This window comes from Enterobacter cloacae complex sp. P16RS2 (assembly GCF_014982155.1).
Classification (GTDB): Bacteria; Pseudomonadota; Gammaproteobacteria; order Enterobacterales; family Enterobacteriaceae; genus Enterobacter; species Enterobacter cloacae_M.
The window spans coordinates 56,750-70,380 of the sequence record NZ_JADCKW010000018.1 but is presented as its reverse complement, the minus strand read 5'-3'; the positions used below and the strand labels follow the sequence as shown (position 1 = coordinate 70,380).

The window sequence follows — 13,631 nt, the reverse complement described above, 5'->3', positions numbered from 1 at the left end:
AACGCACCTCATGAGTTCACTCCAATATGAATGATGCAGAAAACCTTACCCTAACGACAAAGCTCTCTATCACACCTGAATTAAGTTGGACCCCCGCTCAGGTTCATGCTGCATGCAGCCTATATAATATTAATTCCCCAACAGTTAAATATTCTCGCTTGCTGGTATTGGGATGCGGAGGGGGAGATGAGCTTCTGAGCATCGCAATGGCATATCCGTTTGCGAGTATAGTCGGGATTGATCTCATCACTGAGGGGAATGAGATACAGCAGCAAAAGCTGATGGTTCATGCTCCAGCCAACTTAAAACTCTATGCTTTATCCGTAGAGCAAATTTTAGGCCTTGAGGATAAGGGTTGGGATTATGTGGTCATTCATAATACTTTCTCTTATTTAAACCGACAGGTATCCTCCGCACTTTTGCAGCATCTAGGCGGATTGTTGGCGAATAATGGTGTCATTCTCTTCCAATGGGCGAGCCTGCCGGGAGCGGCACACTTGGATACGTTGCGAGATGCATTGCAGATATACAGTAGTCAGGTAACTTCACTTGAGATGCAGCTAGCCCGAGCCAAACTAATGCTTGCGAGTTTATCTCTTGCCAGCAATTCATTGGCGATGCGAGAAGAACTGAATAAAAGCGAACGACTTTCGGATACACTTTTTGCTCACCACTACTTGGAAAGCTCTCGTGACAGCGAATATCTGGTTGAGTTTCACTCAAGAATTAATAATCTTGGGCTCTGTTACGTGGGTGACATTGATACAGCAAGCGAACTGCCTGAGAGCTATGAGCTGAAAATTGGAGAACTCCATGCGGCGCTTGGAGAAAAGCAGCAGAAGGTGCTGCTTCAGCAAAACCTGGATCTGCTGACTTACCGTCCGGGACGTTTCAGTATTTTGACGAGTGAAAAAAATGCGGAAAAAGTTTCTCTCCTTCCTCTAAGAAGTGAGTTCCAAAAAATGCGTTTTGCGGGATCGTTCAGACGTACCGCGAGTGACGATCGAAACGTCTACTCTTCTCTTGCTGGACACGATGGGCTTAAAGTCGCAACGACAGATGAAGTTACGCTAGCAGTACTTGATTTACTTGGTGATGCATGGCCTCGAAGTGTAACTTTTGAACAAATCGTCTTTCACTGTGAGATTGTCGGTACGCAAGACGCGGAGGATAACAGGTCGGCGATTGAGAATATATTGTGGACTCTATTTCTAAAGCGGCTTCCCACACTACATATCTGTAAAGGACTGGATGTTTACAGCACAGACGAAGACCAACATGTGCATGTCCTGTCATCGGTCACAGCACAGTTAGCCGCCAATCCTCAGGCTGTGTGGTTAATCAATGGCTGGGGTGAGCGCGTAAGACTCACTGAAGCAGAACGTCGTCAACTGTTAACCCCTATTGTGGTGGAAAGTGAGAGCTGGGCCGTACTCGATTCTCTCTATTTTAAAGGCCTTTTGAATGCTGGTGGAGTTGGCTGGAAACATTTTCTGCAAGAGATGATTCGCTGTTGTCCTCCAACAGCTATATCAAAAATGGCAAGCGCCTTATTTCTGTATTCCAGTGATGAGAGTGCCTTCGGTTTTATGACGAATGAGCAGAGAAAAGCGGATAAAGTAAAGAACGTCGCCGAATTTGTTGAAGATGATGTTGAACTGACAAATGAGCAGCTACAGGTTATTCGCAACTATACACTGCGCGGACAGTACAGCAAAGCATATGATGTGGCGTGTTCCTTACTTGAGGGAAGTACTAATACTGGGGCGAAAGAGTATTTCTTGTGTGGCCTGGCTAAGAGAATAGGTGACTATGATACCGCACTGGTGAGGCTCTCGAGAGCGTTATCATACCATTCAACTAGTTTGTTCCTTTATTCTGAACTGGCATTTGCATTTGTATCATGTAAATATCACTGGCAAGCTTGGCGTTTGGCCAGTTCAATTCTTCGCTGTAATAAAAAGAGCTCCCCAGAATGGTATTTGTTAGCGTCGATTCATTATGATTTTAAACGGTTTGAGCAAAGTGAATATTGTGCACGTAAGGCTTTTGGCCTAGCGCCTGAAAGTAAACTTATCACAACATTACTTGGTGGAGCGCTATGTGAACAAACCAAACTAGATGAAGGAATAGCGTTCCTTCGCAAAGGAATAAAGAAAAAAGAGACCGATTATAGTCTTATGACAGGTCTTGCATTTATTTTGTCGCATAGTGCGGAGGCTAGCTTAGAAGATATTCTTGAAATCCATTACGATTATGGCAAGCAGGTCATGAAATGGGCGCATGCCCAAGATTTCTCAGGATATATCGAGAGGGATAAAGATCCAGAAAGAAAATTACGTATTGGGTTTGTTTCCGGGGATTTCCGAGACCGTCATCCGGTAGGCTTCTTTTTCTCTCCCATTTGGCACTCATTAGATCGTGGAAAATGTGAGCTTTTCGCATATAGCAATATACCGGCATCTCATGAGAATGAAGGTACGTTACGCTTTAAGGCCACCGCCGATCACTGGCGCAATGTACGACATATTAGTGATCTCGAAATGGCTGAAATGATTAAATTGGATGAAATTGATATTTTGGTCGATTTATCTGGTTATACCAGTGATCATCGCTTACCAGTCTTTGCACTCAAACCTGCACCCATTCAGATTTCATGGGTAGGCTATCATGCCACAACTGGACTTGAGGCTATGGATTACTATGCAACTATTTTTCCAGTGAAAAAGTCAGCCGATTTGGAGTCGCAATTCACCGAAAAGCTGATCTATATGTATTTGCCTAAAAACTTTGACCAGACCGGTGAAAATGTGGATGTGAATACGCTCCCGGCATTTAGCAATAGGTACTTTACTTTTGGTAGTTTCAATCGTACAAATAAATTGAATAATCGAGTTTTTGATGCCTGGACGGCAGTACTTAAACGGGTACCTGATTCCAGAATGATTGTGTGTAATATGCCAAAAGTAGTCTGGAAAGATGTGGCCTCGCAATTTAACCAGCGTGGGATTGACTCCAGTCGTTTCGAGTTGCGTGAATTAGCCGATATGAATACCTATCTCAAATACCACCATGACGTCGATCTCCTGCTGGATACTTTTCCCTTCACCGGTGGTACCGTAACAAGTCATGCTGCCTGGATGGGGGTGCCAACAGTGTCCTTTGCCGGCGAGACGTTGGTATCACGGCAAGGGGCTGCCATTATGTATTCTCTTGGTCTTCCACAATTTGTTGCTGAGAACGTAGATGAATATGTGAACATCGCGGTCCAATGGGCTGATAATAAACAAGAATTGAATAAGATAAGGCAGTCGTTGCGCTCACGGATGAATATTCAAAGTGATACTAAGCAGCAAATCGGTAACATGGTCGAAGAGATGTTTCGGACATGCTGGAAAATATATTGTGATGGCAAGCAACCTGAAAGCTTCTCAATAGGTGAACTCCCGAACATTTAAAAAAAGTTAAACAATCCCTAGGTGGATGATTCCTGTTTCATCCACCTAGGTTTAGGTAACCCTCCAAATAACCCCCGATTTCACCCACTATTCACTCGATTAAAACCCCTGCAGAATCGGATAATCATGCCGATAACTCAACTAACGCAGGGCTGTTTATCGTGAATTCACTCTATACCGCTGAAGGTGTAATGGATAAACACTCGCTGTGGCAGCGTTATGTCCCGCTGGTGCGTCACGAAGCATTGCGCCTCCAGGTGCGCTTGCCGGCGAGCGTGGAACTCGACGATCTGCTACAGGCGGGCGGTATCGGGTTATTGAATGCAGTTGACCGATACGACGCTCTGCAAGGAACGGCATTTACGACTTACGCAGTTCAGCGTATTCGTGGTGCGATGCTGGACGAGCTGCGCAGCCGTGACTGGGTACCGCGCAGTGTTCGCCGCAACGCACGCGAAGTGGCGCATGCGATGGGGCAGCTGGAACAGGAACTGGGACGCAACGCAACGGAAACCGAAGTGGCGGATCGTCTTGGCATTGCTGTTGAAGAGTATCGTCAGATGTTGCTCGATACCAATAATAGCCAACTCTTCTCTTATGACGAGTGGCGAGAAGAGCATGGCGATAGCATCGAGCTGGTGACGGATGAGCACCAGCAAGAAAACCCGTTACACCATTTAATGGAAGGGAATTTACGCCAGCGCGTCATGGAAGCTATTGAAGCTCTGCCTGAACGCGAACAGCTGGTATTGACCCTTTATTACCAGGAAGAGCTTAATCTCAAAGAGATTGGCGCTGTTCTGGAGGTGGGAGAGTCGCGGGTGAGCCAGCTGCACAGCCAGGCCATTAAACGCTTACGAACCAAGCTGGGTAAGTTATAGGTGATTGATTCACCTTAAAAATGCCGCACAACGTATTGACAACCAGGAGTTATCATGACGGTGCAGCAATCTAAAAGACGGCCTTTAAGCCGCTACCTGAAAGACTTTAAACACAGCCAGACGCATTGCGCCCACTGTAACAAGTTACTCGATCGTATCACGCTGGTTCGCCGGGGCGAAATCGTCAATAAGATTGCGATTTCGCGTCTCGACACGTTGATGGACGAAGCAGCATGGCTCGAAGAGCAAAAAGAGTGGGTGGCGCTTTGCCGTTTCTGTGGGGATCTCCACTGCAAAGAGCAAAGCGACTTCTTCGATATTATCGGCTTCAAGCAGTTCCTGTTTGAACAAACGGAGATGAGCCACGGCACCGTTCGCGAATATGTCGTTCGCCTGCGCCGCCTTGGGCAACATCTGACCGTAAACAATATTTCTCGCGATCTGCTGAAAACCGGTTATCTGGATGAAAATCTGGAGCCCTGGCTACCTGCGACCAGCACCAACAACTACCGGATTGCGCTGCGCAAGTATGCGCAATACAAGGTACAAATGCCGGGTGCCATAAAGCAGAAAGCCCACGCCGGAACAACTTCTGATATATATTAAAAAAGAATAAGATGTAGCGCAGTCGCCTTTGACGTTGCAGGCGATTTCTCTACACTACGTAAAAATTCCACTATATCGGGGTATTTATGAAATTTGCACTTCTGGGTCGTCAGGCGCTGATGGGTGTTATGGCCGTTGCGCTGGTTGCGGGTATGAGCGTGAAAACGTTCGCCGCAGAAAACCTGCTGAATAAAGTAAAAGAGCGCGGTACGCTGCTGGTCGGGCTGGAAGGAACCTATCCTCCGTTCAGCTTCCAGGGCGATGACGGTAAGCTGACCGGTTTTGAAGTGGAGTTTGCTGAAGAGCTGGCGAAGCACCTTGGCGTTAAAGCGTCACTGAAACCGACCAAATGGGACGGTATGCTGGCGTCGCTGGATTCCAAACGTATTGATGTGGTGATTAATCAGGTGACCATTTCTGACGAGCGTAAGAAGAAATATGACTTCTCTACGCCGTACACCGTGTCCGGTATTCAGGCGCTGGTGAAGAAAGGCAACGAAGGCGGAATTAAAACTGCCGCGGACCTGAAAGGGAAGAAAGTCGGTGTCGGTCTGGGTACCAACTACGAAGAGTGGCTGCGCCAGAACGTGCAGGGCGTGGATATCCGCACTTATGATGATGACCCTACGAAATACCAGGATCTGCGCGTGGGCCGTATCGACGCCATTCTGGTTGACCGCCTGGCCGCGCTGGATCTGGTGAAGAAAACCAACAACACCCTGGCGGTAGCGGGTGATGCGTTCTCTCGTCAGGAATCAGGCGTTGCCGTTCGTAAAGGTAACGAAGACCTGGTCAAAGCGATTGATTCCGCGATTGCCGACATGCAAAAAGACGGCAGCCTGAAGGCGCTCTCCGAGAAGTGGTTCGGTGCAGACGTCACGAAATAAGCTTCTGCCGCAAAAAAAGGCGCTTTTAAAAGCGCCTTTTTTATTTCTTTCGCGTCTGCGTGCATAATGAAAAATATCACATTTTGTCAGAGTTACCGGAGAACCCATGTCACTACAGAATTTAACGCGCTTTCCCCGCCTGGAGTTCATCGGCGCGCCGACGCCGCTGGAGTATCTGCCGCGATTTTCTGATTATTTAGGGCGCGATATTTTTATCAAGCGTGACGACGTGACGCCGATGGCGATGGGGGGCAATAAGCTGCGCAAGCTGGAGTTTCTGGCGGCTGATGCACTGCGCGAAGGCGCGGATACGCTCATTACCGCCGGGGCTATCCAGTCCAACCACGTTCGTCAGACGGCGGCAGTGGCGGCAAAGCTCGGGCTCCACTGCGTGGCATTGCTGGAAAACCCGATTGGTACGCGGGCAGAAAACTATCTCACCAACGGCAACCGTCTGCTGCTGGACCTGTTTAACGTGCAGGTCGAAATGGTGGATGCGTTGACCGATCCGGCCGCCCAGCTCGACGAGCTGGCGACGCGTCTGGAAGCGCAGGGGTTCCGCCCCTACGTTATCCCCGTCGGCGGTTCGAACGCGCTGGGCGCGCTGGGGTATGTGGAAAGTGCGCTGGAAATCGCGCAGCAGTGCGAGGGCGCGGTGAGCCTCTCCTCAGTGGTTGTCGCGTCCGGCAGTGCGGGCACGCATGCCGGGCTGGCGGTGGGGCTCGAACAACTGCTGCCTGACGTCGAGCTGGTTGGCGTGACGGTGTCCCGCAGCGTCGCGGATCAGAAGCCGAAAGTGGTCACTTTACAACAGGCGGTAGCCGCGCAGCTGGAGCTGAAGGCCAGGGCCGACATTCTGCTCTGGGACGACTATTTTGCGCCGGGTTACGGTACGCCTAACGAAGAGGGCATGGAAGCGGTGAAGCTGCTGGCGCGCCTCGAGGGGATACTGCTCGATCCGGTTTATACCGGCAAAGCGATGGCCGGGCTGATTGACGGCATTGCGCAGAAACGCTTTAAGGATGAAGGGCCGATTTTATTTGTCCATACCGGCGGGGCGCCTGCGCTGTTTGCCTACCATCCTCACGTCTAAAAATCAGGTCGAAAAATAATAATGCAAGAAAGTATTCAACTGGTTATTGATTCTCTGCCGTATCTGCTGAAAGGTGCGGTATTTACGTTACAGCTCAGTATCGGCGGGATGTTCTTCGGGCTGGTGCTGGGATTTGTGCTGGCATTAATGCGCATGTCATCCATCCTGCCGGTGCGCTGGCTGGCGCGCTTTTATATCTCCGTATTTCGCGGCACGCCGCTTATCGCCCAGCTCTTTATGATCTACTACGGCTTGCCGCAGTTTGGTATCGAGCTGGATCCGATCCCCGCAGCGATGATTGGTCTGTCGCTCAATACCGCGGCGTACACGTCAGAAACCCTGCGAGCGGCTATCTCCTCCATTGACAAAGGGCAGTGGGAGGCGGCAGCCAGTATCGGGATGACGCCATGGCAGACGCTGCGTCGGGCCATTCTGCCGCAGGCGGCGCGCGTGGCGCTTCCACCGCTGAGCAATAGCTTCATTAGCCTGGTGAAAGATACGTCCCTGGCGGCAACGATTCAGGTACCGGAACTGTTCCGTCAGGCGCAGCTCATTACTTCGCGCACGCTTGAAGTTTTTACAATGTATCTGGCCGCCTCGCTGATTTACTGGGTGATGGCGACGGTGCTGTCTGCCCTGCAAAACTACTTCGAAAACCAGCTTAACCGCCAGGAGCGTGATCCAAAATGAGTGCTATCGACGTCAAAAACCTGGTGAAAAAATTCCACGGTCAAACGGTGCTCCACGGGATCGATCTTGAAGTAGAGCAGGGTGAAGTGGTGGCGATTATCGGACCGAGCGGTTCGGGAAAGACGACGCTGCTGCGTAGTATTAACCTGCTTGAACAGCCGGAAGGCGGCACGATTCGGGTTGGGGAGATAACGATTGATACCGGGAAATCCATTAGCCAGCAGAAAGGGTTAATTCGCCGCCTGCGCCAGCATGTCGGCTTCGTTTTCCAGAACTTTAATCTCTTCCCGCACCGTACCGTGCTGGAGAACATTATCGAAGGGCCGGTTATCGTTAAAGGTGAGCCAAAAGAGGAAGCGACGGCGCGCGCGCGCGAACTGCTCGCCAAAGTCGGGCTGGCGGGGAAAGAGACCAGCTATCCGCGCCGTCTGTCGGGCGGCCAACAGCAGCGCGTGGCGATAGCGCGCGCGCTGGCGATGCGTCCTGACGTGATTCTGTTTGATGAACCGACCTCTGCGCTCGATCCGGAACTGGTGGGTGAGGTGCTGAACACCATTCGCCAGCTGGCGCAGGAAAAACGGACGATGGTGATCGTGACGCATGAAATGAGCTTTGCACGCGATGTTGCTGACAGAGCCATCTTCATGGATCAGGGGCGGATTGTGGAGCAGGGGCCAGCGAAAAGCCTGTTCGCTAACCCTCAACAGCCCCGAACCCGTCAGTTCCTTGAAAAATTCCTTATGCAGTAGAATTTTTGCACTAATTTGCTCCAGAAAGTTAGGCTGGAGCAAATTATTCTCCCTTCGGGGGCAGTCGTTTGTTTTTTTATTCCATCCGGCCCGGATAAACCTTATCAATAGTAAAGTTAATTGTGCTAATGCCGATATTTTGTAGTTAGAAAAAAGTTTTATGTGTTAGGTTATATTCACCATAATAATGATTATCTTTTAGAGGCTTCATTTAGTAAGTATGAAGGATTCAGACTTTTTCACCTGGCGACGGGATTGCTCCCTCCGGTTTCAGGAATTGACGAATACCGATGAGGTATATCGGGAGTTAGAGCGGCAAACTCAGGCGCTGGAATTCGATTATTACGCGCTCTGCGTGCGGCATCCCGTGCCCTTTACGCGCCCTAAAATCTCTTTGCAGACCACTTATCCAAAGCCGTGGATGGCGCAATATCAATCCGCGAACTATTTCGCTATCGATCCTGTTTTAAAAGCGGAAAATTTCATCCAGGGTCATTTGCCATGGACAGACGCATTATTTGCCGAGGCTCAGGAATTATGGCATAGCGCCCAGGACCACGGTTTACGCGCGGGAATAACGCAGTGCCTGATGCTGCCTAATCATGCGCTTGGCTTCCTGTCTGTTTCTCGTACTAGTGTACAGGAAGGGCCTTTTGCCCGTGAGGAAATAGAACTGCGGCTGCAAATGCTGGTGCAAATGGCCTTAACTTCTCTGATGCGTTTCGAAGATGGGATGGTAATGCCACCCGAAATGAAATTCAGCAAACGCGAGCGCGAAATTCTGAAATGGACTGCGGAAGGGAAGACGTCAGCGGAAATAGCGATCATTCTCTCTATCTCTGAGAATACCGTTAATTTCCATCAGAAAAATATGCAGAAGAAATTCAACGCGCCCAACAAAACCCAGATTGCGTGCTACGCGGCGGCAACGGGACTGATCTGACAGGATACTACGTTCTGCGTGACAGACGAACAAACGGCTGAATGCACTGCATCCAGCCGTTTTTTGTTACTGGCGGTAGGCTTGTTTGATTTGCTTAACGGTGTTAGCAAATACCGCAGATTCAGCCTGGTCTTCCATCTCCGCGATTTGTTTTTCCATTTTAATGATCACACGACCGGCATCAGCCTGGCCCATCGCCTGCAGCATCAGCGTCAGCAGTGCTTTCAGGCAGTTTACTTCCTGTGCCAGTTCCTGGTTATTCTCCGCAGTGGCAAATTCAGGTGTGCTCATTTATTTTCCTCATTATTAAACGGCGCTAAAGCGCGACGACGAAAGTCAAGGCGGCGGAGTATACCACAAGCTGGAGCAAAAAATGCAGTGCTTGTTTTTTGTACTTTTACGTGGGTGTTTAATTGCGTAAACAGAACGTACCGGTAAACTTAACCGCCGTTAAAGGCTATTAATTGTTTATGCCCGGCTCGCTTACCGTTAATTATTGTTACAAAAATTTGAGATCTGTTTTTTTGCAGGAAAAGCCTGCAAGTTTTTTGTAACTTTTTGAATACAGATGCTTAAAAAAAGCTGCAAAAGCCCTGAATGCATGGCCTCTCTTTCCACGGACTGTACAGCCTAATTTCCAAAAACGAGAGCAAAATCGAATAGCCGGTTTTTTAACGTTTTAATCTTGCGAGGAAAACCGTTAATATAAACCAAATTATCACTCAGTAGCGTTATCCCTATTCTGGAGACATTTCCTTTGATCAACGTCCTTCTTGTTGATGACCACGAACTGGTGCGCGCAGGGATACGACGCATTCTTGAAGATATTAAAGGTATTAAAGTTGCCGGTGAGGCGTGCTGCGGCGAAGATGCGGTAAAATGGTGCCGCACAAACTCGGCCGATGTGGTACTGATGGATATGAATATGCCCGGTATCGGTGGTCTTGAAGCAACACGCAAAATCGCGCGTACCTTTGTTGATACCAAAGTCATCATGCTGACCGTGCATACCGAAAACCCACTGCCCGCGAAAGTGATGCAGGCGGGCGCAGCGGGCTACCTGAGTAAAGGTGCTGCGCCGCAGGAAGTCGTCAATGCAATCCGTTCCGTGTTTGCCGGACAGCGCTACATTGCATCCGACATTGCTCAGCAGATGGCGCTGAGTCAGATCGAGCCCGAGAAAACCGAATCACCGTTTGCCAGTTTGTCCGAGCGTGAATTGCAGATTATGCTGATGATCACCAAAGGTCAGAAGGTGAATGAGATCTCGGAACAGCTGAATCTCAGCCCGAAAACGGTGAACAGCTATCGTTACCGGATGTTCAGTAAACTGAACATTCATGGTGACGTCGAACTGACGCACCTGGCCATCCGGCACGGTTTGTGTAATGCGGAGACGTTGTTAAGTCAGTGAGTGATGTGTTCGATTCAAAAGCATTTCTGAAAACCGTAACCAGCCAGCCTGGCGTCTATCGCATGTATGACGCTGGCGGTACGGTTATCTACGTGGGGAAGGCAAAAGATCTTAAAAAACGCCTCTCCAGCTATTTTCGCAGTAACCTGGCCTCCCGTAAGACCGAAGCGCTGGTCTCACTCATTCAGAATATTGATGTCACCGTCACGCACACCGAGACAGAAGCGCTGCTGCTTGAGCACAACTATATAAAGCTCTACCAGCCGCGCTATAACGTCCTGCTGCGTGATGATAAATCCTACCCGTTTATTTTTCTGAGCGGCGACACCCATCCGCGCCTCGCCATGCACCGCGGTGCAAAACACGCCAAGGGCGAATACTTCGGGCCGTTCCCTAACGGCTATGCCGTGCGAGAAACGCTGGCGCTGCTGCAAAAAATCTTCCCAATCCGCCAGTGTGAAAACAGCGTTTACCGTAACCGCTCGCGCCCGTGCCTGCAGTACCAGATTGGACGCTGCCTGGGGCCCTGCGTGGAAGGGCTGGTAAGTGAAGAAGAGTATGCCCAGCAGGTGGATTATGTGCGCCTGTTCTTAGCCGGAAAAGACGATCAGGTCTTAACGCAGCTGATCGCGCGCATGGAAAAAGCCAGCGCCGCACTCGAGTTCGAAGAGGCCGCGCGTATCCGCGACCAAATCCAGGCGGTGCGGAGAGTCACTGAGAAACAGTTTGTCTCGAATACCGGTGACGATCTCGATGTTATCGGCGTAGCCTTTGACGCCGGGATGGCCTGCGTGCACGTGCTGTTTATTCGCCAGGGCAAAGTGCTCGGCAGCCGCAGCTATTTCCCGAAAGTACCCGGCGGTACTGAACTGGGTGAAGTGGTAGAAACCTTTGTCGGCCAGTTCTATCTGCAGGGGAGCCAGATGCGCACGCTGCCTTCTGAGATCCTGCTCGATTTTAATCTTGACGATAAAACCCTGCTGGCCGATTCGCTCTCTGAACTGGCGGGCCGTCGGGTCAATGTACAAACCAAACCGCGCGGCGATCGCGCGCGCTATCTGAAGCTGGCGCGAACCAACGCGGCGACGGCGCTCACCACTAAGCTGTCGCAGCAGTCGACGGTGCACCAGCGCTTATCTGCCCTGGCGACGTTGCTAAAGCTCCCGGAAGTGAAGCGGATGGAGTGTTTCGACATCAGTCACACGATGGGGGAACAGACGGTGGCGTCATGCGTGGTGTTTGATGCGAATGGCCCACTGCGCGCCGAGTATCGCCGCTATAACATCACCGGGATCACGCCGGGCGATGACTATGCGGCCATGAATCAGGTGCTGCGTCGTCGCTATGGTAAAGCCATAGAAGAGAGCAAAATCCCGGATGTGATCCTGATTGACGGCGGGAAAGGGCAGCTCAGCCAGGCAAAAGCGGTATTTGAGTCGCTTGATGTCAGCTGGGATAAAAACCATCCGCTGCTGCTGGGTGTTGCAAAAGGGGCCGATCGTAAGGCTGGTCTGGAGACACTGTTCTTCGAGCCGGAAGGTGAGGGCTTCAGCCTGCCGCCGGACTCCCCGGCGCTGCACGTCATCCAGCATATTCGCGATGAATCACACGACCATGCCATCAGCGGTCACCGCAAAAAACGGGCGAAGGTAAAAAACACCAGTAGCCTGGAAACGATCGAAGGCGTGGGGCCAAAACGTCGGCAGATGCTGCTGAAATATATGGGCGGATTGCAAGGATTACTCAACGCCAGCATGGAGGAAATTGCAAAAGTGCCGGGTATTTCGCAAGGGCTGGCAGAAAAGATCTACTACTCGTTGAAACATTGAGGGCTCTGTAGCAACATAGAGCTAAATTTTACTGACAACAAACAGTTACCGTCATTATGCAATTTAATATCCCTACGTTGCTCACTCTCTTTCGTGTTGTACTCATTCCGTTCTTTGTACTGGCGTTTTATCTGCCGGTCGTCTGGGCACCTTTCGCCTGCGCATTGCTCTTTCTGATCGCGGCAGTCACCGACTGGTTTGATGGCTATCTGGCCCGTCGCTGGAATCAAAGCACCCGTTTCGGTGCCTTCCTCGATCCGGTGGCAGACAAAGTGATGGTCGCTATCGCCATGGTGCTCGTGGCCGAGCACTATCACACCTGGTGGGTGACGCTGCCCGCGGCCACCATGATCGGCCGCGAGATCATTATCTCTGCGCTGCGCGAGTGGATGGCGGAACTGGGCAAACGCAGCAGCGTGGCGGTCTCCTGGATTGGTAAAGTCAAAACGACGGCGCAGATGGCGGCGCTGGTCTGGATGCTCTGGCGTCCGAACGCCTGGGTTGAGTGGGCGGGAATTGGTCTGCTGTGGGTGGCGGCAGTGCTGACGCTGTGGTCCATGCTGCAATATTTGAACGCTGCTCGCGGGGATTTGCTTGATCAGTGATCGTTTCGCCGTAATTTTCAGCAAACGATCCAGGGTTGCAAAAAATAACGTTGACTCATAACGTCATATCAGTAGAATGCAACGCATCGAACGGCGGCACAGCAAACCGGACGATAATGAAATCAAGTGGTTAGACGTTTACTTGATGACATGCGGGAATAGCTCAGTTGGTAGAGCACGACCTTGCCAAGGTCGGGGTCGCGAGTTCGAGTCTCGTTTCCCGCTCCAGATTAAAGACATGCGCAGTAGCGGGTGTCAGTTTGAAAAGTTTTACGGCGCGTTAGCAAAGCGGTTATGTAGCGGATTGCAAATCCGTCTAGTCCGGTTCGACTCCGGAACGCGCCTCCACTTTCTTCCCGAGCCCGGATGGTGGAATCGGTAGACACAAGGGATTTAAAATCCCTCGGCGTTCGCGCTGTGTGGGTTCAAGTCCCACTCCGGGTACCATGGGAAATAAAGAATAAAATCAATGATAA

Annotated in this window: 12 protein-coding genes and 3 tRNA genes; 14 read left to right on the top strand and 1 reads right to left on the bottom strand. The window is 50.6% G+C overall.

Annotation, left to right across the window (positions count from 1 at the left end):
• The first annotated feature begins 26 nt into the window (after positions 1-26).
• From INF68_RS12960 to sdiA, 8 genes are all read left to right on the top strand, one after another.
• Positions 27-3,458, top strand: coding sequence for a methyltransferase (locus INF68_RS12960; protein WP_126786441.1), 3,432 nt, complete (start codon positions 27-29; stop codon positions 3,456-3,458).
• Between the two features lie 161 nt (positions 3,459-3,619).
• Complete coding sequence (locus INF68_RS12955) at positions 3,620-4,339, top strand: RNA polymerase sigma factor FliA (RefSeq protein ID WP_008500338.1); 720 nt, start codon at positions 3,620-3,622, stop codon at positions 4,337-4,339.
• A 54-nt stretch (positions 4,340-4,393) separates the two neighbouring features.
• A complete protein-coding gene (gene fliZ / locus INF68_RS12950) occupies positions 4,394-4,945 on the top strand; it encodes a flagella biosynthesis regulatory protein FliZ (RefSeq protein WP_008500339.1) in 552 nt (183 codons plus the stop codon).
• 86 nt (positions 4,946-5,031) lie between these two features.
• Positions 5,032-5,832, top strand: a complete 801-nt coding sequence (tcyJ, locus tag INF68_RS12945; RefSeq protein ID WP_023336163.1) for a cystine ABC transporter substrate-binding protein — start codon at positions 5,032-5,034, stop codon at positions 5,830-5,832.
• Positions 5,833-5,938: 106 nt separating this feature from the next.
• Complete coding sequence (gene dcyD, locus INF68_RS12940) at positions 5,939-6,925, top strand: D-cysteine desulfhydrase (RefSeq protein ID WP_109845211.1); 987 nt, start codon at positions 5,939-5,941, stop codon at positions 6,923-6,925.
• 21 nt (positions 6,926-6,946) lie between these two features.
• A complete protein-coding gene (gene tcyL / locus INF68_RS12935; RefSeq protein ID WP_023312289.1) occupies positions 6,947-7,615 on the top strand; it encodes a cystine ABC transporter permease in 669 nt (222 codons plus the stop codon).
• Positions 7,612-8,364: an L-cystine ABC transporter ATP-binding protein TcyN gene (gene tcyN, locus INF68_RS12930; RefSeq protein ID WP_008500343.1), complete on the top strand. Its 753-nt coding sequence runs from the start codon at positions 7,612-7,614 to the stop codon at positions 8,362-8,364. The genes tcyL and tcyN overlap by 4 nt, the downstream gene beginning before the upstream one ends.
• A gap of 220 nt (positions 8,365-8,584) precedes the next feature.
• Positions 8,585-9,307 carry a transcriptional regulator SdiA gene (gene sdiA, locus INF68_RS12925; RefSeq protein ID WP_045356857.1) on the top strand — a complete coding sequence of 241 codons (723 nt, stop codon included), beginning with the start codon at positions 8,585-8,587 and terminating at the stop codon, positions 9,305-9,307.
• Between the two features lie 66 nt (positions 9,308-9,373).
• Here the strand turns inward: sdiA and INF68_RS12920 are convergent, their stop codons facing one another.
• Positions 9,374-9,598 (bottom strand): DUF2594 family protein, encoded by a 225-nt coding sequence (locus INF68_RS12920; RefSeq protein WP_008500345.1) that lies wholly within the window; start codon positions 9,596-9,598, stop codon positions 9,374-9,376.
• 466 nt (positions 9,599-10,064) lie between these two features.
• Between INF68_RS12920 and uvrY the strand changes: the two genes are divergently transcribed.
• The 6 genes from uvrY to INF68_RS12890 all read left to right on the top strand — a co-directional run bounded on the left by uvrY (position 10,065) and on the right by INF68_RS12890 (position 13,602).
• Positions 10,065-10,721 carry a UvrY/SirA/GacA family response regulator transcription factor gene (uvrY, locus tag INF68_RS12915; RefSeq protein ID WP_013096026.1) on the top strand — a complete coding sequence of 219 codons (657 nt, stop codon included), beginning with the start codon at positions 10,065-10,067 and terminating at the stop codon, positions 10,719-10,721.
• Positions 10,718-12,550, top strand: a complete 1,833-nt coding sequence (gene uvrC / locus INF68_RS12910; protein WP_193525324.1) for an excinuclease ABC subunit UvrC — start codon at positions 10,718-10,720, stop codon at positions 12,548-12,550. Before uvrY ends, uvrC begins: the two co-directional genes overlap by 4 nt.
• A gap of 56 nt (positions 12,551-12,606) precedes the next feature.
• Entirely contained in the window at positions 12,607-13,155 is a 549-nt protein-coding gene (pgsA, locus tag INF68_RS12905) for a CDP-diacylglycerol--glycerol-3-phosphate 3-phosphatidyltransferase (RefSeq protein ID WP_023312285.1), read from the top strand.
• A gap of 152 nt (positions 13,156-13,307) precedes the next feature.
• Positions 13,308-13,383: transfer RNA gene (locus INF68_RS12900), tRNA-Gly, on the top strand.
• Between the two features lie 46 nt (positions 13,384-13,429).
• Positions 13,430-13,503 (top strand) — tRNA-Cys (locus INF68_RS12895).
• A 12-nt stretch (positions 13,504-13,515) separates the two neighbouring features.
• A tRNA-Leu gene (locus INF68_RS12890) sits at positions 13,516-13,602 on the top strand.
• Positions 13,603-13,631 lie beyond the last annotated feature (29 nt).

Bases quoted from the DNA above. Each gene is read 5' to 3' on its own strand.
- INF68_RS12960 (WP_126786441.1), top strand. From the start codon at position 27: ATGAATGATGCAGAAAACCTTACCCTAACGACAAAGCTCTCTATCACA.
- fliZ (WP_008500339.1), top strand. From the start codon at position 4,394: ATGACGGTGCAGCAATCTAAAAGACGGCCTTTAAGCCGCTACCTGAAA.
- tcyJ (WP_023336163.1), top strand. From the start codon at position 5,032: ATGAAATTTGCACTTCTGGGTCGTCAGGCGCTGATGGGTGTTATGGCC.
- dcyD (WP_109845211.1), top strand. From the start codon at position 5,939: ATGTCACTACAGAATTTAACGCGCTTTCCCCGCCTGGAGTTCATCGGC.
- tcyL (WP_023312289.1), top strand. From the start codon at position 6,947: ATGCAAGAAAGTATTCAACTGGTTATTGATTCTCTGCCGTATCTGCTG.
- tcyN (WP_008500343.1), top strand. From the start codon at position 7,612: ATGAGTGCTATCGACGTCAAAAACCTGGTGAAAAAATTCCACGGTCAA.
- sdiA (WP_045356857.1), top strand. From the start codon at position 8,585: ATGAAGGATTCAGACTTTTTCACCTGGCGACGGGATTGCTCCCTCCGG.
- INF68_RS12920 (WP_008500345.1), bottom strand. From the start codon at position 9,598: ATGAGCACACCTGAATTTGCCACTGCGGAGAATAACCAGGAACTGGCA.
- pgsA (WP_023312285.1), top strand. From the start codon at position 12,607: ATGCAATTTAATATCCCTACGTTGCTCACTCTCTTTCGTGTTGTACTC.